This is a genomic window from Luteibacter jiangsuensis, assembly GCF_030812295.1.
GTDB classification, from domain to species: Bacteria; Pseudomonadota; Gammaproteobacteria; order Xanthomonadales; family Rhodanobacteraceae; genus Luteibacter; species Luteibacter jiangsuensis_A.
This window is the reverse complement of sequence record NZ_JAUSSK010000002.1, coordinates 980,408-1,005,928: the sequence shown is the minus strand read 5'-3', so window position 1 is coordinate 1,005,928 and position 25,521 is coordinate 980,408. Positions and strand designations below refer to the sequence as shown.

The 25,521-nt window shown below is 66.3% G+C and carries 22 protein-coding genes and 1 riboswitch; of the genes, 12 read left to right on the top strand and 10 right to left on the bottom strand.

Translation table 11 applies throughout. The features are described from left to right. Positions 1-15: 15 nt before the first annotated feature. The 3 genes from J2T07_RS09800 to J2T07_RS09790 all read right to left on the bottom strand — a co-directional run bounded on the left by J2T07_RS09800 (position 16) and on the right by J2T07_RS09790 (position 2,643). Positions 16-618: an LON peptidase substrate-binding domain-containing protein gene (locus tag J2T07_RS09800; protein ID WP_306849394.1), complete on the bottom strand. Its 603-nt coding sequence runs from the start codon at positions 616-618 to the stop codon at positions 16-18. 10 nt (positions 619-628) lie between these two features. Beyond that, the gene (mpl, locus tag J2T07_RS09795) at positions 629-1,987 is read right to left on the bottom strand and encodes a UDP-N-acetylmuramate:L-alanyl-gamma-D-glutamyl-meso-diaminopimelate ligase (protein ID WP_306849393.1); all 1,359 of its coding nucleotides are present in this window, start codon (positions 1,985-1,987) and stop codon (positions 629-631) included. Positions 1,988-2,058: 71 nt separating this feature from the next. Continuing rightward, positions 2,059-2,643, bottom strand: coding sequence for an adenylate kinase (locus tag J2T07_RS09790; protein ID WP_306849391.1), 585 nt, complete (start codon positions 2,641-2,643; stop codon positions 2,059-2,061). A 179-nt stretch (positions 2,644-2,822) separates the two neighbouring features. Here J2T07_RS09790 and J2T07_RS09785 point away from each other — a divergent pair, with 179 nt between their 5' ends. The 7 genes from J2T07_RS09785 (at position 2,823) to ppa (ending at position 11,656) form a co-directional block, all read left to right on the top strand. Continuing rightward, on the top strand, positions 2,823-4,079 hold the full coding sequence (locus tag J2T07_RS09785) for a 6-phosphofructokinase (RefSeq protein WP_306849389.1): 1,257 nt from the start codon (positions 2,823-2,825) through the stop codon (positions 4,077-4,079). Between the two features lie 126 nt (positions 4,080-4,205). Beyond that, positions 4,206-5,492, top strand: a complete 1,287-nt coding sequence (locus J2T07_RS09780; RefSeq protein ID WP_306849387.1) for an amidohydrolase family protein — start codon at positions 4,206-4,208, stop codon at positions 5,490-5,492. Between the two features lie 150 nt (positions 5,493-5,642). After that, entirely contained in the window at positions 5,643-6,083 is a 441-nt protein-coding gene (locus tag J2T07_RS09775) for an RcnB family protein (RefSeq protein WP_430539338.1), read from the top strand. A gap of 15 nt (positions 6,084-6,098) precedes the next feature. Next, positions 6,099-6,473 carry an RcnB family protein gene (locus J2T07_RS09770; RefSeq protein ID WP_306849386.1) on the top strand — a complete coding sequence of 125 codons (375 nt, stop codon included), beginning with the start codon at positions 6,099-6,101 and terminating at the stop codon, positions 6,471-6,473. Positions 6,474-6,586: 113 nt separating this feature from the next. Further along, positions 6,587-8,635: a sodium-translocating pyrophosphatase gene (locus J2T07_RS09765; RefSeq protein WP_306849384.1), complete on the top strand. Its 2,049-nt coding sequence runs from the start codon at positions 6,587-6,589 to the stop codon at positions 8,633-8,635. A gap of 276 nt (positions 8,636-8,911) precedes the next feature. Further along, positions 8,912-11,035 (top strand): prolyl oligopeptidase family serine peptidase, encoded by a 2,124-nt coding sequence (locus J2T07_RS09760; protein ID WP_430539337.1) that lies wholly within the window; start codon positions 8,912-8,914, stop codon positions 11,033-11,035. 87 nt (positions 11,036-11,122) lie between these two features. Beyond that, complete coding sequence (gene ppa / locus J2T07_RS09755; RefSeq protein WP_306849382.1) at positions 11,123-11,656, top strand: inorganic diphosphatase; 534 nt, start codon at positions 11,123-11,125, stop codon at positions 11,654-11,656. Between the two features lie 147 nt (positions 11,657-11,803). On the opposite strand, the gene J2T07_RS09750 is transcribed toward ppa, so the two are convergent. The 3 genes from J2T07_RS09750 to J2T07_RS09740 form a co-directional block, all read right to left on the bottom strand. After that, positions 11,804-12,823, bottom strand: a complete 1,020-nt coding sequence (locus J2T07_RS09750; RefSeq protein WP_306849380.1) for a DUF2333 family protein — start codon at positions 12,821-12,823, stop codon at positions 11,804-11,806. A 122-nt stretch (positions 12,824-12,945) separates the two neighbouring features. After that, positions 12,946-14,817, bottom strand: a complete 1,872-nt coding sequence (gene thiC / locus J2T07_RS09745) for a phosphomethylpyrimidine synthase ThiC (protein ID WP_306849378.1) — start codon at positions 14,815-14,817, stop codon at positions 12,946-12,948. Between the two features lie 78 nt (positions 14,818-14,895). Next, positions 14,896-14,995, bottom strand: a riboswitch (TPP riboswitch). Between the two features lie 34 nt (positions 14,996-15,029). Further along, positions 15,030-15,695, bottom strand: a complete 666-nt coding sequence (locus tag J2T07_RS09740; protein ID WP_306849376.1) for a TetR/AcrR family transcriptional regulator — start codon at positions 15,693-15,695, stop codon at positions 15,030-15,032. A gap of 341 nt (positions 15,696-16,036) precedes the next feature. Between J2T07_RS09740 and J2T07_RS09735 the strand changes: the two genes are divergently transcribed. The 3 genes from J2T07_RS09735 to J2T07_RS09725 all read left to right on the top strand — a co-directional run bounded on the left by J2T07_RS09735 (position 16,037) and on the right by J2T07_RS09725 (position 18,877). Continuing rightward, a complete protein-coding gene (locus J2T07_RS09735) occupies positions 16,037-16,696 on the top strand; it encodes a protein-L-isoaspartate O-methyltransferase family protein (protein ID WP_306849374.1) in 660 nt (219 codons plus the stop codon). Positions 16,697-16,731: 35 nt separating this feature from the next. Then, positions 16,732-18,132, top strand: coding sequence for a TolC family outer membrane protein (locus tag J2T07_RS09730; protein ID WP_306849372.1), 1,401 nt, complete (start codon positions 16,732-16,734; stop codon positions 18,130-18,132). Positions 18,133-18,538: 406 nt separating this feature from the next. Next, entirely contained in the window at positions 18,539-18,877 is a 339-nt protein-coding gene (locus J2T07_RS09725) for a hypothetical protein (RefSeq protein ID WP_306849371.1), read from the top strand. A gap of 59 nt (positions 18,878-18,936) precedes the next feature. Here J2T07_RS09725 and waaA read toward each other — a convergent pair whose 3' ends face one another. Beyond that, entirely contained in the window at positions 18,937-20,202 is a 1,266-nt protein-coding gene (gene waaA / locus J2T07_RS09720) for a lipid IV(A) 3-deoxy-D-manno-octulosonic acid transferase (protein WP_306849539.1), read from the bottom strand. A gap of 71 nt (positions 20,203-20,273) precedes the next feature. On the opposite strand from waaA, the gene lpxL reads away from it, so the two are divergent. Next, the gene (gene lpxL, locus J2T07_RS09715) at positions 20,274-21,200 is read left to right on the top strand and encodes an LpxL/LpxP family Kdo(2)-lipid IV(A) lauroyl/palmitoleoyl acyltransferase (RefSeq protein ID WP_306849369.1); all 927 of its coding nucleotides are present in this window, start codon (positions 20,274-20,276) and stop codon (positions 21,198-21,200) included. A 212-nt stretch (positions 21,201-21,412) separates the two neighbouring features. Beyond that, on the top strand, positions 21,413-22,327 hold the full coding sequence (locus J2T07_RS09710; RefSeq protein ID WP_306849367.1) for a VirK/YbjX family protein: 915 nt from the start codon (positions 21,413-21,415) through the stop codon (positions 22,325-22,327). On the opposite strand, the gene J2T07_RS09705 is transcribed toward J2T07_RS09710, so the two are convergent. The 3 genes from J2T07_RS09705 to J2T07_RS09695 are packed head-to-tail and all read right to left on the bottom strand — an operon-like array spanning position 22,274 to position 25,474. Beyond that, positions 22,274-23,068: a glycosyltransferase family 2 protein gene (locus J2T07_RS09705; protein ID WP_306849365.1), complete on the bottom strand. Its 795-nt coding sequence runs from the start codon at positions 23,066-23,068 to the stop codon at positions 22,274-22,276. The genes J2T07_RS09710 and J2T07_RS09705 overlap by 54 nt on opposite strands. Continuing rightward, on the bottom strand, positions 23,058-24,338 hold the full coding sequence (locus J2T07_RS09700) for an O-antigen ligase family protein (RefSeq protein WP_306849363.1): 1,281 nt from the start codon (positions 24,336-24,338) through the stop codon (positions 23,058-23,060). Before J2T07_RS09700 ends, J2T07_RS09705 begins: the two co-directional genes overlap by 11 nt. After that, positions 24,335-25,474 carry a glycosyltransferase family 4 protein gene (locus J2T07_RS09695; protein WP_306849361.1) on the bottom strand — a complete coding sequence of 380 codons (1,140 nt, stop codon included), beginning with the start codon at positions 25,472-25,474 and terminating at the stop codon, positions 24,335-24,337. The genes J2T07_RS09700 and J2T07_RS09695 overlap by 4 nt, the downstream gene beginning before the upstream one ends. Positions 25,475-25,521: the final 47 nt, after the last annotated feature.

The following is a 25,521-nucleotide window of genomic DNA, read 5'->3' as shown; positions in this document are numbered from 1 at the left end:
TCGGTACCTTATGCGCTATGCGCGTTGGAAACGCGGGAGGATATCTCGCAGTTCCGCAAGGCGTTGCAGGGGATCGGCGAGCTCGAGCATGTGCTGGCACTCGTCCGGATCCAGCGGCAGCAGCTCGGACAGACGGAACCCCACCCAGCTCGCGTCGTCCGCCTTCGCCGCCACGTCGTTGCGCCACGGCGGCGACATCTGCTCGGAGAGGCGCTCCAGGATGGTTGCCAGCAATCCGAATTCGGCCGGCAACGGAATGGTTTCCTCGTCTTGCCAGGTGGCGATGTCGCCACGCACCTGGCCGTCCGAGCGCACGCGTGTACGCATGACCCGGAAGCGCCGTCCGCCCTCGGCGACGATACCGAGGAGGCCGTCGTCACGGGTGTGGAAGTCGGTGATCGTGGCCAGCGTGCCCACCGCGGCGGGCACGGCGGGCTGCCCCGCCTCGCGGCCTTCGAGGATCATGCACACGCCAAAGGCCCGGCCGGTGCGCGCGCATTCGCGAACCAGGTCGATGTAGCGCGGCTCGAAGATGCGCAATTGCAGGTGACCGCCCGGAAAGAGGACGTTCGACAGGGGGAACAGCGGAAGGTCGAGGGCGGGCGTGGTCGCGGCCATGCCCGTGAGTCTAACCTGCGTCCAGCGCCGCGAAGAAGCGCCGGGGCGCTCCTTCGAAGCCGCCATTGGACATGAAGACGACGTGGTCGCCGTCGCGTGCTTCCGCCGCAAGCGCCGCGACGAGCCCATCCACGGTGGGCGAGGTGGCGCCGCGGCCGTCGAGCGCCGAGGTCACCTTCCCCGCATCCCAGGCAAGCTCGGGCCGGTGCAGGAAGACCACGCGATCGGCATCGGCCAGCGAAGGCGCGAGCGCCTCGGCATGCGCCCCGAGCCGCATCGAGTTCGAGCGGGGCTCGAGCGCCACGAGGATGCGTGCGTCGCCGACCTTCGCCCGCAAACCCGCCAGCGTCGTGGCGATGGCCGTCGGATGGTGGGCGAAGTCGTCATACACCGTCACGCCACGCGCCGTGCCGACGAGTTCCATGCGCCGCTTCACGCTCGCGAAGTCGCCGAAGGCCGGCAGCAGCGCGACGGGATCGGCGCCGGCCGCCGTCGCCGCGGCGAGCGCGGCCAGCGCGTTCATGACGTTATGCCGGCCCAGCGATCCCCAGCGAACTTCGCCCAGCGGCACTTCCGCGCGACGCACGCGGAAATGCGAGCCATCGGGCGAGAGCAGCTCGGCGCGCCAGTCGCCGGTATCGATGCCGAAGGTCTCCACCGGCGTCCACGCCCCCATCGCCAGCACCTCGGCGAGATAGGCGTCCTCGGCGTTGACGATCAGGCGGCCGTTGCCCGGGATGGTGCGCACCAGGTGATGGAACTGACGCTGGATCGCCGCCACGTCGGGGAAGATATCCGCGTGGTCGTATTCGAGGTTGTTGAGGATCGCGATGCGCGGCCGGTAATGGACGAACTTCGAACGCTTGTCGAAGAAGGCCGAATCGTATTCGTCGGCCTCGATGACGAAGGGCTTGCCCTCCCCACGCCGCGCCGAGACATCGAAGTTCCCCGGTACGCCGCCAATCAGGAATCCCGGCGACAGGCCGGCGGATTCGAGCAGGTGCGCCAGCAGGCTGGTGGTCGTGGTCTTGCCATGCGTGCCGGCCACGGCCAGCACCTCGCGCCCGCCGAGCAAGGTCTCGCCAAGCCATTGCGGCCCGGAAATGTAGCGCAGGCCCTCGTCGAGCATGTATTCCACGGCGGGGTTGCCACGCGTCATGGCATTGCCGACCACGACCAGGTCCGGCGCCGGCTGCAGGTGTTCCGCCTTGTAGCCCTGCATCAGCGCGATGCCGAGGTCCTGGAGCTGGGTGCTCATGGGCGGGTAGACGTTGGCGTCGGAACCTTCGACGGTGAGGCCGAGTTCGCGCGCGAGCGCGGCCACGCCGCCCATGAAGGTGCCGCAGATACCGAGGATATGGACGCGCATGAGGGGGCTCGTCTTGGCGCGGCGCGAGGGCACCGCGGAGATCCGCCGGCCAGGCCGGCGGACCATGGTGATCAGGCGCTGGCGGCCTTGACGCCACCGGGCAGCACGTCCAGCACGCGCTGGGTCACTTCGTCGAGCTCACCGACGCCGTCGACGACCTGCAGCTTGCCACGCTGCTTGTAGAAGTCGGCCACCGGAGCGGTCTGGTCGGCGTAGATGCCGAGGCGCTTCTTGACCGTGTCCGGGTTATCGTCCGGACGGCCTTCCTTTTCGAAACGCACCTCGCAGCGATCGACGATGGCCGAATCGGGCACGTCGAGCTTGACCACCACATCCAATGGCTGGCCGATCCGGGCCAGTACGGTATCCAGCGCGTCGGCCTGGGCCAGGTTGCGCGGATAGCCGTCGAGGATGAAGCCCGGCTTCGCGTCGGGCTCACCCAGGCGGTGCTCGATGATGCCGAGCATGATGTCGTCGGGCAGCAGTTGACCGGCGTCCATGAGGCCCTTGGCCTTGAGGCCCAGTTCGGTGCCGGCCTTGATCTCCGCGCGCAACAGGTCGCCGGTGGAGATGTGCGGTACGCCGAGGCGTTCCTTGAGGCGGGTGGCCTGGGTACCCTTGCCGGAACCGGGGGCGCCGAATAGCACGAGTCGCATTGATGCTCCGTTTCGTCGGACGCACGGGGCAACCCCGCCGCCGGACACGAGAAAATGGATCTCAAGGTAACGGCAGCGGCGCCGCCGCGTCAAACGGCTGAAATACTGGCCCCGTTCAAGCCACCATGACGCCGGGCGCGCTACCCTGCGCTTCCCGCCCCACCAGAAGGATGCGAAGCATGGCCGCCGGCAAACTCCTCTACGCCCAGTCGGGCGGTGTCTCCGCCGTGATCAACGCCACCGCCGCGGGCGTGATCGAGACGGCCCGGGACAAGGGCATCGTGGTGTATGCCGCGCGCAACGGCATCCTCGGCGCGCTGCGCGAGGAGCTCATCGACACCACCAAGGAAGCCAAGGCCAACATCGCCGCGCTCAGGCACACGCCGGGCGGCGCCTTCGGCTCCTGCCGCTACAAGCTGAAGTCGCTGGAAGAGAACCGCGCCGAGTACGAGCGCCTGATCGAGGTCTTCAAGGCACACGACATCCGCACCTTCCTCTACAACGGTGGCAACGATTCGGCGGACACCGCCAACAAGGTTTCGAAGATCGGCCAGGCGCTCGGCTACGAGGTGAGCTGCATCGGCGTGCCGAAGACGATCGACAACGACCTGGTGGTGACCGACACCTGCCCGGGCTTCGGCTCGGTCGCCAAGTACACGGCGATCGCCGTGCGCGAGGCCAGCCTCGACGTGGCCTCCATGATGGATACCTCCACCAAGGTGTTCATCATCGAGGTGATGGGCCGCCACGCAGGCTGGATCGCCGCGGCGGCCGGCCTGGCCGGGTCGGCGGCGGGCGATCCGCCGCACGTCATCCTGTTCCCGGAAAACGTTTTCGATCCGGAAACCTTCCTCGCCAAGGTCAAGGCCACCGTCGAGAAGGTGGGCTATTGCACCGTCGTGGTCTCCGAAGGCGTCAAGGACCAGGAAGGGAAGTTCCTCGCCGAATCCGGCGCGCGCGACGCGTTCGGCCATGCGCAACTGGGCGGCGCCGCGCCGGTGCTGGCCGCGCTGGTGCGCGAAAAACTCGGTTACAAGTATCACTGGGCCCTGCCCGACTACCTGCAGCGTTCGGCGCGGCACGTCGCTTCCAAGACCGATCTCGAACAGGCCTATGCCGTGGGCAAGAAGGCGGTGGAATACGCGGCGGAAGGACTCAACGCCGTCATGCCGGTGATCGTGCGCACGTCGGACGAGCCGTACAAGTGGAAGATCGAGGCGGCGCCGCTGGACAAGATCGCCAACCATGAGAAGAAGATGCCGAAGAACTTCATCTCCAAGGATGGTTTCGGCATCACCGCGGCCGCGCGCCGCTACCTCGCACCGCTGATCCAGGGCGAGGCGCCGCCGCCGTATGGGGCCGACGGCCTGCCGATGTACGTGACGCTGAAGAATGCACCGGTGCCGAGGAAGCTGAAGAAGTTCGCGATCGGGTGAATCGCGCTTGAGTTGTGGGAGCCGCTTCAGCGGCGAAGGGTGCTAGTGGTGAACTGGCCCGCTGTCGGCGATGACCGGGTGGCGAAGCGGCCGGTATCATCAAGTGTCATTCTTCCCGGACCCGCCATGGACCTCATCATCCGCCACGCCAGCCTTCCCGACGGCCGCATGGACGTCGACATCGGGATCGTGGACGGCCGCTTCGCGGCGATCCAGCCAGGCCTGCCGGCAGAGGGGAACGAGGAGATCGACGCTCGGGGCCGGCTGGTCGCGCCGCCGTTCGTCGATGCGCACTTCCACATGGATGCCACGCTGTCGCTGGGCCTGCCACGCCTGAACGCCTCCGGCACGTTGCTCGAAGGCATCGCGCTGTGGGGCGAACTGAAACCCGATCTCACCCAGCAGGCGCTGGTCGATCGCGCGATGGCCTATTGCGACATGGCCGTGGCCCAGGGGCTGCTCGCGATTCGCAGCCACGTGGACATCTGCGACGATCGCCTGCTCGCGACGGAAGCGTTGCTCGAAGTGAAGCGCCGCGTCGCGCCCTACCTGCACCTCGAACTCGTGGCTTTCCCCCAGGACGGCCTGCTGCGCTCGACCCATGCGAAGGCGAACCTCGTACGCGCGCTGGACATGGGAGTGGACGTGGTCGGCGGCATACCGCACTTCGAACGGACGATGGCCGACGGCGCCATCTCCATCCGCTGGTTGTGCGAACTGGCGGCCGAACGCGGTCTGCGCGTGGACATGCACTGCGACGAGTCCGACGACCCGCTGTCGCGACACATCGAGACGCTGGCCGCCGAAACCATCCGCACCGGCTTGCAGGGGCGGGTGACGGGCTCGCACCTCACCTCGATGCACTCGATGGACAACTACTACGTGTCGAAGCTGCTTCCGCTCATCGCGGAAGCCGGCGTGCATGCGATCGCCAATCCACTCATCAACATCACCCTGCAAGGCCGGCACGACACGTATCCGAAGCGGCGCGGCATGACCCGCGTGCCCGAACTCATGGATGCCGGGGTGAACGTCGCCTTCGGCCACGATTGCGTCATGGACCCCTGGTACGGCATGGGTTCGGCCGACATGCTCGACGTGGCGCACATGGGCCTGCACGTGGCGCAGATGACTTCCACCTCGGGCGTGGCGCGGGCCTTCGCCGCCGTGACCGCCAACGCTGCCCACGTACTCGGCCTGGAGGGATACGGCATCGCGCAGGGAAACCATGCCGACCTGGTGCTCTTGCAGGCCGGCGACGCCTACGAGGCCATCCGGCTCAAGGCGAACCGCCTGCTGGTGGTGCGCGGGGGCCGGATCCTGGCCCGGACACCTGAACGAAGAACGGAGCTTCGCCTGCCGGAACGCCCGGAAAACCTCAGCCTGGAGTTCCGCCCGGGCTCGATTTCCTGAACGCACCGGTTCAATAGCTGTCGCGGCAGTGAACACTTTCTTGAATCTTTCATTTCGTAGGACTTCGCGTTCAGCCAATGCTGCCTAGCATCCGAATCGTCGATCGGCCGCGGTGACCCGCGGGGTGACGATCGTCCTGGGAGACCCACGATGAAAACGATGCTTCGTACCGCGTTCGCCGTCCTGGCACTGGCCACCACGACGGCGGCCTTCGCCGACGACCATGGCCGTGGCGACCGCGACCACGGGCGGGATCGCGACCGCCACGGCTACGACCGCCGCCATGACGACCACGGCTGGCGCCATGACAACGACTGGCGCGGGCATCGTCCGCCGCCGCGTTACTACGGCCACGGCTACGACCACCGTTACGACCACCGCCCGGTCTATTACCACCGCCCGCCACCGCCGCGTTACTACGGCCACTGGGAGCGCGGGCACCGCTACTACGGACGCAACGTGGTCGTGTACGACTACGGCAGCTATCGCCTGCGTCCGCCGCCGCGCGGCTACCACTGGGTCCGTGAGAACAACGATTTCCTCCTGGTCGCCATCGCGACAGGCATCATCTTCGACATCGCCACGCGTTAACGGGAGACACGCATCATGAAATCGTTCGGAAAACTGGTTTTCTGCATCGCCACCCTGGGCGCGATCGCGCCTGCGTTCGCTTTCGATCCGCCGCGCGGGGGACCGCCGGGGCAGGACCGTCACGATGACAGGCGCGACGATCGTGGCGACCGCCGCGACGATCGCGACTGGCACGACGACCGCGGCAATCACCGTGGCCCGCCGCCGCACGCACGCAGCTGGCAGCGCGGCCATCGCTACGATGGTCCCGTCATCATCGTGAATGACTATCGCGTGCGCCACCTGCGCGAGCCGCCACGTGGTTACCACTGGGTCCGCGACGACGATAGCGACCAGTACCTGCTCGTGGCCATCGCCACCGGCATCATCCTGGATATAGCCACACGGTAAGCCGAGCGTGCGCTGCGGCACCTACGCCGCAGCGCACAACGCCTTCCCCCGCCTCCCCTGCCTATACTCGGATCGGGCCCCATGTTGGGCTCCCACAATTCGGGGAGGCTTCGATGCTGCAGCAGTACGGTTTATGGATCGCGCTGGCATGTGCGGTCGTTGCGATTCTGTACGGCGCGTTTTCGGTCAGTTGGGTCTTGGCCAGGTCGCCGGGCAACGAACGAATGCAGGAGATCGCCGCGGCGATCCAGGAAGGCGCCCGCGCTTACCTCAACCGCCAATACGCCACCATCGGCGTCGTCGGCATCGTGCTTTTCCTGCTCCTCGGCATCTTCCTCGACTGGGGTACCGCGATCGGCTTCGCGCTGGGGGCGGTGCTCTCGGGGGCCGCCGGCTACATCGGCATGAACGTATCCGTTCGCGCCAACGTACGTACCGCCGAGGCCGCCAGGAGCGGCCTTTCTTCTGCCCTCGCGGTGGCCTTCCGTGGCGGCGCCGTCACCGGCATGCTGGTGGTCGGGCTCGGCTTGCTCGGCGTGGCCGGCTATTACGGCGTGCTCACCCACATGGGCTACGAGCGCACGCATGTCCTGCATTCACTGGTGGGGCTCGCGTTCGGGTCCTCGCTGATCTCGATCTTCGCGCGCCTGGGTGGTGGCATCTTCACCAAGGGCGCCGACGTGGGCGCGGACCTGGTCGGCAAGGTCGAGGCTGGCATCCCCGAGGACGACCCGCGCAACCCGGCGGTCATCGCGGACAACGTGGGCGACAACGTCGGCGATTGCGCCGGCATGGCCGCCGACCTCTTCGAAACCTACGCGGTGACCCTGATCGCCACGATGTTGCTGGGCGGCGTGATGGCGACGGAGGTGGGTCCCTCCGGCGTTCTTTATCCGCTGGTGCTCGGGGGAGCGTCCATCGTGGCCTCGGTGATCGGCACGTTCTTCGTGAAGACCCGCGGCGGCAAGATCATGAACGCGCTCTACGCCGGCGTGGCGGTGTCCGCCGTGCTGGCGGCGGTCGCGTTCTGGCCCATCACCCAATCGTTGATGGCCGATTCCGCCTTCGGCCCCGGCCGCATCTACGGCTGCGCGCTCATCGGCCTGGTGCTCACCGGTGCGATGGTGGTGATCACCGAGTACTACACCGCGACCGAGTTCCGCCCGGTACGCCACGTGGCACAAGCCTCGACCACGGGCCATGCGACCAACATCATCGCCGGGCTCGGCGTTTCGATGAAGTCCACGGCGTTGCCCGTGCTCGCGGTATGCGCGGCGATATGGGGCGCATTCGCGCTGGCCGGCCTCTACGGCATCGCCATCGCCGCCACGGCCATGCTCAGCATGACCGGAATGATCGTGGCGCTGGATGCCTACGGACCGATCACCGACAACGCGGGCGGCATCGCCGAGATGGCCGAACTCCCCGCCGAGGTACGCGGCGTCACCGATCCGCTGGATGCCGTGGGCAACACGACCAAGGCAGTGACCAAGGGCTATGCGATCGGCTCGGCGGGCCTCGCGGCGCTGGTGCTGTTCGCCGACTACACGCACAACCTGAATCTCCATTTCGGTGGCACCGAGGTGCGTTTCGACTTGTCCAACCACTACGTGATCATCGGCCTGCTGATCGGCGGCCTGATCCCGTACCTGTTCGCGGCCATGGCGATGGAAGCGGTGGGCCGTGCCGCCGGCGCGGTCGTGGAGGAAGTGCGCCGGCAGTTCCGCGAGATCACCGGCATCATGGAGGGCACGACCAAGCCCGACTACTCGCGCGCGGTCGACCTGCTCACCCGCTCGGCGATCCGCGAGATGCTGGTTCCCTCGCTGCTGCCGGTGCTGGTACCCGTGGTGGTGATCTTCGGCTTCAAGTGGCTCGGCGGCCCCGAGGCAGGCGCGCAAGCGCTGGGCGGCGTGCTGATCGGCACGATCGTCACCGGCTTGTTCGTGGCCATCTCCATGACCACGGGCGGTGGCGCCTGGGATAACGCCAAGAAATACATCGAGGATGGCCATTTCGGCGGCAAGGGTTCCGACGCGCACAAGGCCGCGGTTACCGGCGACACCGTGGGCGATCCGTACAAGGACACGGCGGGACCGGCGGTGAATCCGCTGATCAAGATCATCAATATCGTGGCGTTGCTGTTGATTCCGTTGCTTTAGGAGCATCGCCGGCTCCAGGAGCATCGCCGACAGGGTCGGCTCCCACCAGGCTTGCCTTTCCCTGGTGGGAGCCGACCTTGTCGGCGATCCCTCGGCACCGGGCCAGATTGAGGCAAGCACCCATCGCCGCTGAAGCGGCTCCCACAGCTGTAGTGGCTCCCACAACGGATGCGGCTCCCACGGATATGCCATGCCCCAGGATAGGTAGGAAGTCATGGCATCCACCGTGATGCCGCTGCGCTAAGGTCGGGCTTTCACCCCCAGGATCACCGACCCATGCATCGACGCTGGATTGCGCTGGCCATCGCCCTTACCTTCAGTGGCATGACCCAAGCCCACGAAACGCCCAAGACCGCCGCGCCCGCCATCGAAGCCGGCGCCGATGACGAAAACCTCTGGCTCGACGATATCGACGGTGCCAAGCCCCTGGAATGGGTCAAGGCGCGCAACGCCGAGACCGTCGCCAAGTACGCGGAAGGCGAGGATTTCAAGACCCTCGATGCGCGCATCCTCGAGGTGCTCGATTCCGACGCGAAGATCCCCATGGTGTCGAAGATCGGCGACCACTATTACAACTTCTGGCGCGACAAGCAGCACCCGAAGGGCCTCTGGCGGCGAACGACACTGGCCGAGTATCGCAAGGACAAGCCCGCCTGGGAGACGGTGATCGATCTCGACGCACTCGCCGCCTCCGAGAAGGAGAACTGGGTGTGGCACGGCGCGCAGTGCCTCAAGCCCGACTATCGCCGCTGCCTCGTCTCGCTCTCGCGCGGTGGCGCGGACGCGGACGTGGTACGCGAGTTCGACCTGTCGACGAAGCGCTTCATCGAGGGTGGTTTCAGCCTGCCCGAGGCGAAGAGCCAGGTCGCGTGGATCGACGACGACCACATCTACGTCGCCACGGACTTCGGTCCCGGCTCCATGACGACATCGAGCTACCCACGCATCGTGAAGGAGTGGAAGCGCGGTACGCCGCTTTCGTCCGCCACGACGGTATACGAGGGTAAGCCGAGCGACATGTCGATCTCGGCCTTCCGCGATCTCACGCCCGGCTTCGAACGCGACTTCGTGCAGCGCGCGCTGGAGTTCTACAACTCGGAAACCTTCCTTCGTGGCAAGGACGGCAAGCTCACGAAGGTCGACGTCCCCAACGACGCCGAGACCGACGTCGAGCGCGAGTGGTTGCTGATCGAGCCACGTACGCCCTGGACCGTCGGTGGCAAGACCTACCCTTCCGGTGCGTTGCTGGCGACGAAGTTCGACGACTACATGGCCGGCAAGCGGGACATCATCGTGCTTTTCACACCCGACGAGCACACTTCGCTGTCGAGCCACTCGTGGACGCGCCATCACCTGATCCTCAACCTCATGCGCGATGTCGTCAGTGAGATTCAGGTACTGACGCCAGCCTCCGCGGGTGCATGGAAGAGTGAAACACTGAGCGGCGCGCCCGCGCTCAGCACGATGCAGGCCGGCGGCATCGACGCCGACGAGAGCGACGACTATTTCCTCACCGTCTCCGGCTTCCTGCAGCCCACCACGCTCTACCACGGCACACTGGGCAAGGGCGAGCGCGAGGCGATCAAGCACAGCCCTGCGTTCTTCGATGCCTCGCGGTTCGTCGTGAGCCAGCACTTCGCCACCTCCAAGGACGGCACCAAGGTGCCCTACTTCGAGATCGCTCCGAAGGCGATGAAGGCCGATGGCAACAACCCGACCCTGGTCTACGGCTACGGTGGGTTCGAGATCTCCCTGCAACCGATGTATTCCGCCGGTGTCGGTCGCGCATGGTTGGAGAAGGGCGGCGTCTACGTCATCGCCAATATCCGCGGCGGCGGTGAGTACGGCCCGCGCTGGCACCAGGCGGCGCTGAAGGCGAACCGTCCGCGTGCCTACGAGGACTTCGCCGCCGTATCGCAGGACCTGATCGACCGGAAGATCACCAGCCCGCGCCACATGGGCATGATGGGCGGCAGCAACGGCGGCCTGCTGGCCGGCAACATGCTGACCAAGTACCCGCAACTCTATGGGGCGGTGGTAAGCCAGGTGGCCCTGCTGGACATGAAGCGCTATACGCATATGTCGGCCGGCGCCTCGTGGATGGCCGAATACGGCGATCCGGACAAGCCGGAGGAATGGAAGTACATCCAGACCTTCTCGCCGTACCAGAACCTGCACAAGGGCACCAAATATCCGCCCGTGCTGTTCACCACCTCGACGCGGGACGACCGCGTGGGGCCGGTTCATGCACGCAAGATGGCGGCCCGCATGCAGGCCATGGGCTTCGACGCCAGCCTGTACGAGAACATCGAGGGCGGCCACGGCGCCGCGGCGGACAACAAGCAGTCGGCGTTCATGAACGCCCTGGCCTACACCTACCTCTGGGAACACCTGAAGTAAGGGAGATCTCGGCCCCGGGGTTTCCCCCCGGGGCGGGGTGGCCGTATCCTATCCGGCCGACTTATCCCCGAAGAATCAAGGAATCCCATGGGTCTGCACCTCGTTCCCGCCGGTCGCAACGTGCCGGATGAAATCAACGTCATCATCGAGATCCCCAAGGATGCGGAGCCGGTCAAGTACGAAGTGGACAAGCAGAGCGGCGCGATCTTCGTCGACCGCATCCTCTCCACGCCGATGCGCTATCCCTGCAACTACGGCTACGTCCCCGGCACGCTCGGCGGCGACGGCGACCCCCTCGACGCGTTGGTGATCCTGCCCCTTTCCCTGGTACCGGGCTCGGTGATCCGCTGCCATCCGGTGGGCATGCTGAAGATGACGGACGAGGCCGGAGCGGACGAGAAACTCGTCGTGGTGCCGGTGGAGAAGGTATTCGCGGGCTACGCGCATATCCGCGACATCGGACAGGTCTCGGGCCACTGGCTGGAGCGCATCGGCCACTTCTTCGAGCACTACAAGGATCTGGAGAAGGGCAAGTGGGTCAAGATCGACGGCTGGGTCGGCGCCGAAGAGGCGAAGGCCGAGATCGTGTCGGGCATGGAACGCTACAAGATCGATAACTGATCTGTGGGACGGGTGCTCTGCCGGTTTTCGGCGAGCACCCTTCGCCGACAAGGTCGGCTCCCACCAAGACCTGCGCAGGTCTTGGTGGGAGCCGATTCTATCGGCGACCCGCGCGCAGCGCGGCCCGTTCACCGCACCCCGTCACCGTCACCCCCGCCCCAGCAAGCCCCGCAGATCGATGATCGCCGCGTTCGCCCGCGATATGTAGTTCGCCATCACCAGCGAATGATTGGCGAAGAAACCGAACGGTGAACCATTCAGCACCACCGGGCTACCCAGCGATTTCTGCGACTCTTCCAGTTCCCGGATCACCTGTTGCAGGCTCGCGTCCGCGTTCTTGCTGCGCAGGATCGGGGCGAAATCGTGGCGGATCGCCTTCAACTGCTCCAGCAGGGTCCAGGTGTAGCCACGCGCTTCGTAGAAGTTGTCGTCGATCTTGTTCCAGGGGGTCTTCACGTACACGGCCTTCGCCGGGCCCGCGTTCGCTGCCACGTCGGCATTCGGCGCGGCATCCACCTTCAACTGGCCGACACTTGCCGAGAGCCGTTGCGAGAGCGAACCAAGGCGTGCGGACACCGTCTGCAGGTAGTCGGCCAGGTTGTCGGCCCGCGCGTAGAAATGCGCATTGGCATCCTCGGCATCCGACAGGCGCGACAGGTATTTCTCCAGGTCGTCCGTGGCCTTCGCGTACTGCGATTCCGAACTCGGCAGCAGCCAACGGTCATTGGGGCTGTTGAGCAGCGGATCGGCCTCGCCCAGGTCCTTGTCCTCGGTGGACTGCGTCTGCGAACGGCTGAAGTCGTTGCGCAGCGATCGGGCCAGGTCGCGCGAGGCGACCAGCGAGCCGAATTCCCAGTTGGGCATGTTGTCCATGAACACCCCGGGCGGCAGCTTGTCGTTGCTGAGATAGCCACCACGCTTGTCCAGCAAGGTGTCGACCGAGCGGATCAGCGTGTAGGTGGTGACGGCGCCCGTGCTCATGGGGCGGCCGATGTCCTTCATGTGCGCGGTGGTGACGGCGACCGGGTCGAACTGCTCGGGCTCCTTGTCCCACCACCACATCGTGATGAGGACCACCAACACGAGGATCGCGACGAGCAACGCGATCGCCATGCTGAACGGGTTCCTTCGGCGCCGGGCCGGCGCGGGCGTGGCGGTCGCATTCATGGGTCATCCTTATCGTCGCGAACGTGGGCGCCTAGCTTACCGCGTCATGGTCGATGTGCTCGCGGGCACGCTTGCCGTCGGCCATTGCCTGCCTCCCTGGGCTCCCACCAGAGCGCCGGCACTCATGCCTTGCGGTACACCTCTGCGCCTTGCGCCAGGAATTCAGCTGACTTCTCCGCCATGCCGCGCTCGGCCAGCTCGGTCGTGCCCTGCTCCGCCGCGTAGTCGCGGACGTCCTGGGTGATCTTCATCGAGCAGAACTTCGGGCCGCACATCGAACAGAAGTGGGCGGACTTGTGTGCATCCTTAGGCATCGTCTCATCGTGGAATTCCCGCGCCTTGTCCGGGTCCAGGCCGAGATTGAACTGGTCGTCCCAACGGAACTCGAAGCGGGCCTTGGACAAGGCGTTGTCGCGCACCTGCGCGCCCGGATGGCCCTTGGCGAGGTCGGCCGCGTGCGCCGCGATCTTGTAAGCGATGATGCCGTCCCGGACGTCCTGCCGGTTGGGCAGCCCCAGGTGTTCCTTCGGCGTGACGTAGCAAAGCATGGCGGTGCCGAACCAGCCGATCATCGCCGCGCCGATCGCGCTGGTGATGTGGTCGTAACCCGGCGCGATATCGGTGGTCAGCGGCCCCAACGTGTAGAACGGCGCTTCGTGGCACTTCTCCAGCTGGCGGTCCATGTTCTCCTTGATGAGATGCATGGGCACGTGCCCGGGGCCTTCGATCATGCACTGCACATCGTGTTTCCAGGCCAGTTGAGTAAGTTCGCCGAGCGTATCCAGTTCGCCGAACTGGGCGGCGTCGTTCGCATCGGCCACGCAACCCGGACGCAGTCCGTCACCGAGACTGAAGGACACGTCGTACGCCTTCATGATCTCGCAGATGTCCTCGAAATGCGTGTAGAGGAAATTCTCGCGATGGTGCGCGAGGCACCACTTGGCCATGATCGAGCCACCTCGGGACACGATGCCGGTGACGCGCTTCGCCGTGAGCGGGACGAAACGCAGCAACACGCCGGCGTGGATGGTGAAGTAGTCCACGCCCTGCTCGGCCTGCTCGACCAGCGTGTCCCGGAAGATGTCCCAGGTGAGGTCTTCCGCCACGCCATCGACCTTTTCCAGCGCCTGGTAGATCGGCACGGTACCGATGGGCACCGGCGAGTTGCGTACGATCCACTCGCGCGTCTCGTGGATGTGCTTGCCGGTGGAGAGGTCCATCACGGTGTCGCCGCCCCAGCGGATCGCCCAGACCAGCTTCTCCACTTCCTCGGCGATACCGGAACTGACCGCGCTGTTGCCGATGTTGGCGTTGACCTTGGTGAGGAAGTTGCGGCCGATGATCATCGGCTCCGCTTCTGGATGGTTGATGTTGGCCGGAATGATCGCGCGGCCGCGCGCCACCTCGTCGCGCACGAATGCCGGGGTGATCCGCGTGGGCAGGGATGCGCCGAAGGCCTCGCCGGGGTGCTGCATGCGCAGCGCGCTCCCGGCCAGCGCGTCGATGCGCTGATTCTCGCGGATGGCGATGTATTCCATCTCCGGGGTGACGATGCCGCGCCGTGCGTAGTGCATCTGGGTGACGTTGGCGCCCACCTTCGCCCGCAACGGCGCACGCGCTGAGCCGAAGCGGATGGGATCCAGCCGCGGATCGTTCGCCCTGCTCCGGCCGAAGCTCGACGACAGCCCGTCCAGGCGCTCGACATCGCCACGTTCGGCGATCCAGGCCGCGCGTGGCGTCGGCAAGCCAGCGGCCAGGTCCACCACGTGCCCGGGATCGGTGTAGGGGCCGGAGGTGTCGTAGACGACGATCGCCGGATTGTCCTCGCCGCCGAAAAGCGTCGGGGTCGTGGATTGCGCGATCTCGCGCATCGGCACGCGCAGGTCGGGCCGGCTGCCGGTGACGTGGATCTTTCGGGAGCCGGCGATCGGCGCGGTAACGGACTGGGACAGCTCGCGCGCGGCACGGGCCAGGTCGGTGGGCAAGGCATTCATCGGCTTCTCGTTCCTCACAGGGGAAGGGAGAAGCGGACGGCGCCGTCACGAGGCACGACGCGTGCCTGGGCACGCATGTCGACCGTGGACGAAGCTTCCTACGCCGGTACGGACCGGATCAGGTTCGAAGGGACTCTCTCAGCCCGCGCGTATCGCATGGGCACCCCCGCTTCGCCGGGGATTCAACCACGAAGCGGGCCAGGAAGCGAGCGTCAGACGCTCACGTGGCGCGGCGAATACGCGCGCATGAACATGTCCACCGCGGCCAGGGCGTTGGACCTGACCTCCTCAGCGAACTGCACGGCGCAGTCTTCGCAACCGAACAGGCGGCGGATCAGCAGGTCACCCTTGAGCAGGGCGAGGAACTGGGTGGTGGCGCGCGATACGTCGGGAATGTCCAGCTGGCCGCGCGAAGCGGCGCCTTCGAGCAGGCGTTGCATCAACTTGTGCATGCGCGCCGGGCCCTCTTCCCATACCAGGCGGCCGAAACGCGGATTGCCGCCCGACTGGCAGTCGGAGAGGATCGCGCGGAAGGTGCCCACCGATTCCGTGTTGGTTTCCATCGCCGCGTGGCGGCTGGCGATGTTGGTCAGGGTGACGCGAATGTCGGCACCCGGATTGAAGTCGAACAGGTCGTCCGGCAGGCGCTCCTGGACGTGTGCGCGGATGACCTCGCGGAAGAGGTTGTCCTTGTCGCCGAAATGGCTGTACACGGTGAGCTTGGATACGCCGGCGGAAGCCGCGACGGCATCCATGCTGGTGCCCGCGAAGCCGCCATGGGTGAAGAGCGATTTGGCCGCGTCGAGGATGGCCGCGCGCTTCTCCATGTCCTTCGGACGCCCCGGACCCTGGGTCTTCAATTTCGGGCTGGCGTTCATGGCTGCACCTTCACAAACAGAAATTATGACTTTATTATACGCAGCGGTTCAGTTATTTCCAGCAGGCCGGAAAAACGCTGGCCGTACCGCTCGTCTACCTTAGAATGACAAGTGGGGGCGTTCGGGCGGTTACCCATGGCGGCCAAGGGTGGGCGTCGATGGCCGTTCAGGCGCCAGCGCACGTGCCGATGGCGTGGACCATGACTTCCGTCAGGCCGGTCCGGTGACTTCCGGCACTTCGCCGGATGGCGTCGGCACCGCAGCCTTAACACATTGGGAAAACGGGCGCTAAGCGCTTATCCTTCCGAATCTTTTTGCAGCTTTCGTACGGGATCCAACACATGGCGATGAATTTCGAGCAGGCGCGGCAGAACATGGTCGAGAACCAGGTTCGCCCCTGGGAAGTCCTCGACGCCGACGTCCTCGAGACCCTGAAGAGCGTGCGCCGCGAAGATTTCGTCGCGCCGGCTCACCGGAACGTGGCATTCGCCGACCTCACCCTGCCCCTTGGGCACGGCGAGGTGATGATGAAGCCGGTGATCGAGGGCCGGGTACTCCAGGCCCTGGCGCTCACCAAGACCGACGAGGTCCTCGAGATCGGCACCGGTTCGGGTTACCTCACCGCCTGCCTCGCCCGTCTCGCCGGCAAGGTCACCAGCATCGACATGCATGCCGACTTCGTCGAGTCCGCGGGCCAGCGTCTGGCAGCGGCGGCGGTGACGAACGTCTCGCTGGAGACGGCCGAGGCCGTCAACGGTTACAAGCCCACGGGCGTTTTCGACGCCGTCGTGGTCACGGGAGCCGTGCACACGGTGCCCGAGAAGTTCGTGCGCTGGCTGAAGCCTGGCGGGCGCATGTTCGTGGTACACGGCGATTCACCCGCGCAAACGGCGGTCCTGCTTACCCACGAGGGTGAGGGTCGCTTCCGCGAGGAGTCGCTGTTCGAAACGGACCTTCCCTACCTGGCGCATGCCGCGCCGGTGAAGCGCTTCGTGCTCTGACCCACCAGATTCCCTATCACCCACGAGGCGAAACCATGCGCTTGAAGCTGCTCACCGTCGCGCTGGCATTGGCCGCGATGCCGTTCGCGAGCCATGCGGAAGACTTGCTCGACGCCTACCGGCAGGCCCGGGCCAACGACCCGGTGCTGTCGCAGGCCGACTCCACCCGTCTCGCCACCGGCGAGGGCGTGACGCAGGCCCGGGCGCTGTTGCTGCCGCAGATCAATGCCCAGCTCAGCCTTAACCAGAGCGACCCGAACGGACCCTCACGCTCGATCGTCACCGATGCCGCCGGCAATCCGGTGGTCGATGGGGCCGGCAACCCGGTGCTCACCTCCGACGCGGGCCATACCCGCACCCGTGAGCTGAGCGCCACCATCAGCCAGAGCGTGGTCGACTTCAGCAAGTACGCCGACCTGAAGGCCGCGCGCTCCTCGTCGGAGGCGCAGGACGCCACCTATGAGGCGGCCTTGCAGCAGCTCGCCACCCGTGTCGCCACCGCGTATTTCCAGGTGCTGACCAACGACGACGCCCTGACCTTCGCCAAGGCGAACGAGCAGGCGCTGGCCCGTCAGCTCGAACAGGCCCAGCAGCGCTTCGATGTCGGCCTTTCCGCGATCACCGACGTGCAGGACGCCAAGGCCCAGCACGACACCGCGGTGGCCGCGGTGATCACCGCCGAGAACACGCTGGCGGATTCCCGCGAGGCGCTCACCCAGATCACCGGCAAGCCGGCCGACAACCTGAAGAAGCTGCGCGAGCAGCTGCCGATGGACCCGCCGTCGCCCAACGATCCGAAAGCCTGGGTGGCCGAGGCGGTCAAGAGCAACCCGACCATCATCGCCTCGCAGTACAACGTCGAGTCAGCCGAACACAGCATTTCGTCCGCGCGCGCCGGGCACCTGCCCACGCTCGATGCGACGGTCGGCTACAGCAAGAGCACGGCGTGGACCCAGAACGCCGGTACCGCGTCCTCCGCGGGCACGCTCGGCACCAGCAGTAACGGCCGTGGAGCGACCAGCGTGGGCCTGACCCTCAGCGTGCCGATCTTCTCCGGCGGCGCCACCCAGTCCCGCGTGCGCCAGTCGATCTACCAGCGTGACGCGGCACAGGATTCCCTGGAGTCGTCCCGCCGCCAGGTCGTGCGCGACACGCTGAACTACTACCGCTCGGTCGTTGCCGGCATCAGCAAGGTCGAGGCGACCAAGGCCGCCGTCGAGTCGTCCGAAAGCGCACGCGACGCCACGCAGGCCGGCTTCGAGGTCGGCACGCGCACCATCGTCGACGTGCTGATCGCGCAGCAGAACCTCACCCAGGCACTCAGCGACTATTCGCAGGCCCGCCATCAGTTCATCCTCGACAAGCTGCTGCTCAAGCAGACCGCGGGCACGGTGGATGTGAAGGACCTCGAGGCGATCAACGCGCTGCTGCAGTAACTTCGCCAGGCGCGTGATGGAAAGAAGAAAAAGGGCCCTCATGAACTGAGGGCTTTTTTTTGGTTCTTCGCGGAGGATCGGGGGGGCAACTTCGCGATTCGGCTCGGCTTCGCCCCCCTCACCCGGATGGGAAGCACCACGGCGAGCGGCAGCGGCACGTTGCGGGCTTTGCCCTTCTCCTCCAGCCCACCGCGGTCGTGGTCGAGCGGCCGGTGCCGGTGCCGGTGCCGACAGGGTCGGCTCCCACCGACAAAAAGTTCATTCGCGACGAACTTTCTTGTTTTGCCTCGGCATCCTATCGGAATCGGACTACAGCGCCTTGGGGCTATCGCCTGTACCAGCGCCACCGTGCTGGCTACATCATTCGCTAGCCCGGTCCGGGCGATCACAACGACCAAGGACGATCATGAAAACCCCGTTCCTCATCGGCGCCCTCGCGCTTGCCTCCTTTGCGACGACCGCGAACGCTGAATCCGATCCCTACGAGCCGTACGAGTACGAGTTGACCTATAACGGCAGCAGCAAGCGGCAGGCCTACGACCACGTCATGGTCGAGGCTCCCAAGAAGTGCGACGAGGAAGGTGGTTTTGTCGCCAACGTGCGCTACGACTACATCGGTGGCTGGGGCTCGATGGCCAACATGCATTTCCTGAAGGCCACCGTCCTGTGCAAGCCGGTACGCCCCAACGTTCCGCCGCGCCCGGTCGCTGATCTCTCGCGCCCAGGCGCCATGGTCCTGCAGTAACGTATCGGCCAGATCCATCGCCGAAGCCGCGCCCGCTGTCGAAGACACGACGGGCGCGGTTATTCCTGCAGCAAACTGTCGACCAACTTCATCACCTTGCCGACCGAGCCCCGCTCGCTGTCGAATACATGACGCGCAGCCTCGCCCATGTGCCGTCGCCGGGCAGGATCTCGCAGCAGCGACAACACCTGTTCGCCGAGCTCGTCGCCATCGTTCACCCGCTGCCCGCCCTCTTCGTCGAGCAGGGCCTGGGTGATTTCCTCGAAATTGAACGTGTACGGACCGACCAGCACGGGCTTGCCCAGCGCCGCCGGTTCCAGGACGTTGTGGCCGCCGATCGACACCAGGCTTCCCCCCACGAAGGCGACGTCGGCCGAAGCGAAGAAGCGCAGCAACTCGCCCATCGAATCGATCACGAAACACTGCGTGGTGTGGCTGGGAACGCCGTCGCCGCTGCGCGTGGCGACCTGGAAACCCAGGCTGCGCACGGACGCTTCCACGGCCTTGAAGCGCTCGGGATGACGTGGCGCGATCAGCAACAGGGCGTCGGGCAGGCGGCGCATCACGTCGAGGTGGGCTTCGAGCACGCACATCTCTTCGCCTTCGTGCGTGCTGGCGGCGATCCACACGGGACGCCCGGTACCCCACGCCTCCCGCATCGCCGTTCCCGCCTCGAGTGCCGCCTGCGGCACGGGCATATCGAACTTGAGGTTGCCGCAGACCGTGAGCTGGCTGGGCTCGGCGCCCAACAGGCGGTATCGCGCCGCGTCGGTACGCGATTGCGCGGCGATATGGCTGACACAACGCAAGGCGCGCTTCACCAGCGAACTCATCCGCGCATAGCCACGCAACGAACGCTCGGAAAGCCTCGCGTTGGCGATCAGCAGCGGAATGCCGTGGCGGCGGCAGGCGAAATACAGGTTCGGCCAGATCTCCGTCTCCACGATCACCGCCAGCCGGGGCCGGGTGCTGCGCAGGAAACGCTTCACGGCGAACGGCAGATCGTAAGGGAGGTAGACGCTGTGCACGCTGTCGCCGAAGAGCTGGCGGACACGCTCCGAGCCGGTCGGGGTCACCGTGGTCACCAGCATCGGCGCCTGCGGGTAGGCCTCCATCAGAGCCTTCACCAGCGGCTCGGCCGCATTCACCTCGCCCACCGATACCGCATGCACCCAGAGGCAGCCGGCCAGCCGTGGCTCACGGAAGCGGCCGAAGCGTTCGCGCCAGCGCACGTGGTAGTCGCCATAACGCATGCCGCGCGCCATCAGGCGGAGCATCACCAGCGGCGTAAACAGGTACATGGCGAAGTTGTAGAGCAGGCGCAGCAGCACGCGGATCCCTGGTATTGCCATCGACCGGGCAGTATAGCCGCCCCCATTCGTTACAATGACCGGCCATGCCCGGTATGCCCCGTCCCCACCTCACGCGCCGCCTGCTCACGCCCCGCCACTGGCCGGCGTGGCTGGGCGTGGCCTTCATCTGGCTGATCGCACACCTGCCCTTCCGCCTGCTGATGCGCCTGGGCCGGCTGGCGGGCCGCCTGGCCTTGCACCTGAACCCGGAGCGGCGGCGGATCGCGGCGACCAATATCGCGCTCTGCTTCCCGGAACTGGACCGCGCCGCGCAACAGGCGCTGGTCCGTGCCAACCTGTGCGACGTCGGCATGATGCTGGCCGAGTTCGCCCTCGGCTGGATGGGTTCCGACCGCGCCATCGCCCGGGTACCGGTCACGGTGGAAGGACTGGAACACCTGGAGGCGGCGCGGCGCGCCGGCCGCGGCGTCCTGCTCGTCGGTGGCCATTTCTCGCATCTGGAATTGTGCGCACGCCTCGTTTCCCAACGCATCCGCATCGCCGGCATGTACCGGCGCATGGATTCGGACGTCTTCGAATTCACCGTGCTTCGTTCGCGCCTGCACTACGCCGATGCGATGTTCGAAAAGGACGATATCCGCGGCACGGTGAAGTACCTGAAGGCAGGCGGCACGCTGTGGTACGCGCCCGATCAGGACATGCGCAGCAAGGACAATGTCTTCGTTCCGTTCTTCGGTGTGCCGGCGGCGACGATCACCGCCACGCACCACCTCGCCCGCCTGTCCGGCGCGCTGGTGATCCCCTTCTTCCACCGCCGTCTTCCCGGCGATGCCGGCTACGCGATGCGCCTCGGCGCTCCCCTGGAAGATTTCCCCAGCAAGGACGCCGCCTTCGACACGGCGCGGGTAAACGCGCAGATCGAACAAATGGCGCGCGAAGCGCCCGAGCAATATCTCTGGGTCCACAAGCGTTTCAAGACACGCCCGCCGGGCGAGCCGAAGATCTACTGAGCCCCTTACCTTTCTGGTGGAAAGCACGCTGGCGCGCGAAGCCGGCACCCAAAGCACGGCCTTGCAGGCCGCGATCTTTCATCGGGCTTTCCCTGATCTTTCGCGGTGCATAACGCCTGCACAACGACGAACCTTTCGTCCGAAATAACGAAAGCCTCGCGAAAAAACGCCAGCGTAGAAAGTGCGTCGTGCCCACTGGACGGACCTTTGCGATGCAGTCGATCTTTCGTTTCGCGCGATCACTACGCGGCCGTGCCGGATGGCACAGCACGCGCACGCATGCCATCGGTGCGGTACTCACCTATGCGCTGCGTTGTGTGTCGCGGTGGCGCGCGCACGATGCATGGCTGGCCTTTCTCGAGAAACCGCCGATGGCCGGCATGTCCTCCGTCGACAGCGTACTGGTAGAGCGCTACCAGCATCGCTACATCAGCAAGGCGTGGAGCAAGGAACGTCGCCTGAAGGCGCTTCGCGATCACTACGACTTCGCGCTGGCGCGTTTCCCACGCCCGTTCTTCCACACCCTCTACCGCGAGCGCCAGGTGCTGGCCGGACGGGTGACGCTGCGCGACGGCAGCCCGCTTTCACTGATCGTCAAAGCTCCGTTGCGCCGCGGCCGTGAAGGCGAACTCAGCCTTTCACTGACCGACGGGGACGGTCTGCAGATTTCCTATGCCACGATCTCCTTCATCGACGAAGGCCGCACGATCGTCGTCGGCTGCCTGCAGGGCGCCGCGAACAACGCGGGGCGAGACGTCGTGCGCGAACTCACGCGCCAATGCCATGGCCTGCGCCCGAAAAACCTGTTGCTGTCGATGATCCGTGCCCTGGCCGACGTCTACGCGGTCGAACGCGTGCTTGGCATCGGCAACGCCGCCCACGTGTTCGCTGGCATTCCGGACAAGGTAAAGGCCGACTACGACGCCTTCTGGATCGAGTCCGACGGGGTCGCCGGTGAAGACGGCTTCTACGAGCTTCCTCCACGCGAACCCATGCGTTGCGCATCGGAGATCGAAAGCAAACGCCGTAGCGAGTTCCGCCGTCGCGAGGCCCTGCGCCGCGAAGCCTGCGAGTTACTCGTCGCCGCGTTCGGTTTCGACCGTTCCGCTATCGCGCTGGCCGCCTGACCGGCGCAGCTCGTAAAGCTTGGCGTACTTCAGGAACGCGTAGAACGCGTGCACGCGCGCCGCGACGAAGCCAGCCCAGCCGCCACGCCAATGACCGCGCCAGAAGTAGTAACGGGCGAATGCCACCGCCGGATAGAACACCATCCGCGTACGCAGGAAACGGGGCGTCCGCGTGTGCCTGTCGCGCACCTGCAACGACGAATAGCGGTTGGCCTTGTCGACGCGTCCTTCGATGTCACGTTCGCCATGATGGTCGATCACCGCGTCCAGCCGCTGCACCGGCCCGTCGACGACGACGCTTTCATGCACCTGGTGGCCGCTCATGCGCGCCCGCGTATGGTCGAACAGGCGCACGTAGTGGTTGAGCCGCGCACGCTCCGGTTGCCAACGCCAGAACACCCACTCGCGGCGGAGCAGCATGTAACCGGCGGCTTGTGGCGTGTCGAGCGCGGCGCGGATGCGCTCCGCGGCCATCGCCGGTATCGCCTCGTCGGAATCGAGCAGCAACACCCATCGATGCCGGGCCAGATCGATCGCCGCCTGCTTCTGCGCGCTATAGCCGGCAAACGGCTGCACGTGGACACGGGCACCGTGGCGGGCCGCGATCTCGCGGGTTCCATCCGTCGAACCGGAATCGAGCACGACGATGTCGTCGGCAAAAGCCACCGAGGCGAGGCACCCGCCGATCGTGGCCGCATTGTCGAACGTGGTGACGACGACCGACAGCGGCTCACGCGGCATGACCGGCCTCCACATCGGACAGGTCGGCGAACAGGGCCGCGCACCACACCGACAGCAGCCATGCCGCCAGCAAACCCCACCAAGCCGAGTAGAACGCCATGTGCGTATTCAACGGAAACAGGATGGCGGCCAGCGCCACCGTCGGCGGAAACGCGCGCGCGCGCGCGACCGCACCGGCGCGCCACCAGGCGCGCGCCGCGTACACGGCGGCCGCGAGCCAGGCCATGAGACCGAGGGTGCCTGTTTCCGTGGCGACTTCGAGCACGACCTGGTGCGCGTGGCAGGCCCCCTCGCCTTCCCCGCATTTCTCGATCGTCAGGAAGTGATCGCCCGGTGAGGCCAGTGAAGGGTAGGCGACGCGGAAGCCACGCACGCCTACGCCGTTCACCGGATGCGCGGCGTACATGCGCAGCGACGTGGTCCAGATATCGAGACGGCCCGTAAGTGCCGCGTCCACTCCCGCGGAGGTGCCCGACAACGCCGGTAGCGTATGCGCCACGCGATCGCGGAAGCGCGGCGACACCTGCCACGCCAGCGCGAGGGCAAGGGCCACGACCACCCCGGCGGCGGCGCATGCGACCGCGAAGCGACGGAACGACCCGGCTTCGCGCCAGACGAAGCACAGCGTGACCACGGCATAGCAAATCCACGAGGCACGCGACCCGGACAAGAGCACCGGTCCCAGCGCGAGCAGGAAGGCGACGATGAGCCCATGCCATCCCCAGCGCTCGCGTGCGGCCCACAGCAGGAACGGCGCCAGCGCGGACAAGGCGGGGCCGAGCTTCAGGTTGTCCGCGCCGAAGATGCCAGAGAGCCGATCCGAGTCCGAAGCGCCCGCCAACCCATAGCCCGTGAGCGCCTGCACCCAGGCATCGGCCACCCAGACCGCGACCACCGCGGCCGTGGCGACGTAAAGCGCGCGGACCTTTCCCGGCCGGCGCACGGCGAAGCAGGTATATACGCCCAGCGGGGCGAAGCGCAGGATACCGGCGACCGTGCCCCAGCTCTTGCCGGGCGACACCGCGTCCACCGCGGAAACCAGCGCGGCCCCGGCGTAGGCCAGGAACAACCACAGGAACAGCTTCGCGCCCGGATGGTGGCGCAGCGCCTGCGGTTCGCGCACGAGTAGGAGGATGCTGCCAATGAGGGCGAGAAAGACCCCGAGCTCGGCGCTGCGCCCGAACGGCAGCAAGGCCGGTACCAGCCAGACCGGCAGCAGCGGCGAGGCAAGCCCCGCCCGGATCGCCGCGCCGAAGCTACGCCCGCTCACGCGGCCGGCACGCCTTCCACCACCTCCGCGTACAGCGCCAGGGTGGCCGACTGCATGTCGGACAGGCGATAGCTGCGCGGCGGTGGGATGGACGGTGCGAAGCGAAGCAGCTCCGCGACCCGTTCGACCAGCTTCTCGCGGTCACCCAGCGGGACGCGGCCGGCGGGATAGAGTTCGGCCAGCAATTCGCCTACGCCGCCGTGGGCGTAGCCGATCACCGGCCGGCACAGCGCCAAGGCTTCCACCACGGTGCGACCGAACGACTCGGGGCGCCTGGAAAGCTGCAGCACGAGCGTCGACATCGCATAGATATCGCGCACGTCCGACCGCTGTGGCGAGATCACCACCTTGTCGTCAAGCCCACGCTGATGGATCAGGTTACGCAGTTCGGCCACATAGGCCTCGCGACCGGGCTCGTCGGCACCGAGCAGGAGCAAGCGCACGTCGATGGCCCGATGGGTGAGGTCGGCGATCAGTTCGATCGCGTCCGCATGGCCCTTCAGGCGCGTGCCCCGTCCCGGCAAGGTCAGCAAGGGTGCACCTTCCAGCTGCGGGTATTGCTCGAAGAACGCGCGCTGCCAGCTGTCGTCGGGGCGGTAACCGTAGGGAAAAGCGTCGATATCGATTCCGCGGGGGATCACGGTGATGCGCGAGGTCTCGATGTCGCTGGGGTAATGGCGGAGCACGTAGTCGCGCAGGGTCTGCGAGACCACGATCACCCGTTCACCGCGCAAGAGGATCGCGCTGTAACGGCTGGGCGTGTTCAGGCCATGCACGGTGGTGACGAAGTGCGGGCGCGGCTTGACGCCCCGCATCGCCCACCAGCCGATCCACGCCGGCAGGCGAGAACGGGCGTGCACGATGTCCGGCTGGATGTCGCGCAGGACGCGGCGCAGCTTACCCACGGTGAACAGGGTGCCAAAGGACTTCTTGCCGATGGGCAAGGCGATGTGTTCGCTACCTTCGGCTTCCAGCTGTTCGACCATCCGCCCGCCGGCGGAGACGACGACGGAGCGATGGCCGGCCTGGACCAGGGCCTTGGCGATTTCCAGGGTCGAGCGCTCGGCTCCCCCCGAATGCAGGGCGGGAATGAGCTGTACGACGGTCATCGTCCGATTGGGAGAGACGGTGGCCATGGGTCGGTCCGTTTGAGAGGGTACGAGGACAATGCACGAAGCATGCC

What these genes read in the sequence shown, in the direction of transcription:
- J2T07_RS09750 (WP_306849380.1), bottom strand. Translation starts at nt 12,823, where the DNA reads ATGAATGCGACCGCCACGCCCGCGCCGGCCCGGCGCCGAAGGAACCCG.
- J2T07_RS09730 (WP_306849372.1), top strand. Translation starts at nt 16,732, where the DNA reads ATGCGCTTGAAGCTGCTCACCGTCGCGCTGGCATTGGCCGCGATGCCG.
- thiC (WP_306849378.1), bottom strand. Translation starts at nt 14,817, where the DNA reads ATGAATGCCTTGCCCACCGACCTGGCCCGTGCCGCGCGCGAGCTGTCC.
- mpl (WP_306849393.1), bottom strand. Translation starts at nt 1,987, where the DNA reads ATGCGCGTCCATATCCTCGGTATCTGCGGCACCTTCATGGGCGGCGTG.
- J2T07_RS09705 (WP_306849365.1), bottom strand. Translation starts at nt 23,068, where the DNA reads ATGCCGCGTGAGCCGCTGTCGGTCGTCGTCACCACGTTCGACAATGCG.
- J2T07_RS09695 (WP_306849361.1), bottom strand. Translation starts at nt 25,474, where the DNA reads ATGGCCACCGTCTCTCCCAATCGGACGATGACCGTCGTACAGCTCATT.
- J2T07_RS09770 (WP_306849386.1), top strand. Translation starts at nt 6,099, where the DNA reads ATGAAATCGTTCGGAAAACTGGTTTTCTGCATCGCCACCCTGGGCGCG.
- J2T07_RS09790 (WP_306849391.1), bottom strand. Translation starts at nt 2,643, where the DNA reads ATGCGACTCGTGCTATTCGGCGCCCCCGGTTCCGGCAAGGGTACCCAG.
- J2T07_RS09725 (WP_306849371.1), top strand. Translation starts at nt 18,539, where the DNA reads ATGAAAACCCCGTTCCTCATCGGCGCCCTCGCGCTTGCCTCCTTTGCG.
- J2T07_RS09775 (WP_430539338.1), top strand. Translation starts at nt 5,643, where the DNA reads ATGAAAACGATGCTTCGTACCGCGTTCGCCGTCCTGGCACTGGCCACC.
- J2T07_RS09740 (WP_306849376.1), bottom strand. Translation starts at nt 15,695, where the DNA reads ATGAACGCCAGCCCGAAATTGAAGACCCAGGGTCCGGGGCGTCCGAAG.
- J2T07_RS09785 (WP_306849389.1), top strand. Translation starts at nt 2,823, where the DNA reads ATGGCCGCCGGCAAACTCCTCTACGCCCAGTCGGGCGGTGTCTCCGCC.
- lpxL (WP_306849369.1), top strand. Translation starts at nt 20,274, where the DNA reads ATGCCCGGTATGCCCCGTCCCCACCTCACGCGCCGCCTGCTCACGCCC.
- J2T07_RS09760 (WP_430539337.1), top strand. Translation starts at nt 8,912, where the DNA reads ATGCATCGACGCTGGATTGCGCTGGCCATCGCCCTTACCTTCAGTGGC.
- ppa (WP_306849382.1), top strand. Translation starts at nt 11,123, where the DNA reads ATGGGTCTGCACCTCGTTCCCGCCGGTCGCAACGTGCCGGATGAAATC.
- J2T07_RS09800 (WP_306849394.1), bottom strand. Translation starts at nt 618, where the DNA reads ATGGCCGCGACCACGCCCGCCCTCGACCTTCCGCTGTTCCCCCTGTCG.
- J2T07_RS09735 (WP_306849374.1), top strand. Translation starts at nt 16,037, where the DNA reads ATGGCGATGAATTTCGAGCAGGCGCGGCAGAACATGGTCGAGAACCAG.
- J2T07_RS09780 (WP_306849387.1), top strand. Translation starts at nt 4,206, where the DNA reads ATGGACCTCATCATCCGCCACGCCAGCCTTCCCGACGGCCGCATGGAC.
- J2T07_RS09765 (WP_306849384.1), top strand. Translation starts at nt 6,587, where the DNA reads ATGCTGCAGCAGTACGGTTTATGGATCGCGCTGGCATGTGCGGTCGTT.
- J2T07_RS09710 (WP_306849367.1), top strand. Translation starts at nt 21,413, where the DNA reads ATGCAGTCGATCTTTCGTTTCGCGCGATCACTACGCGGCCGTGCCGGA.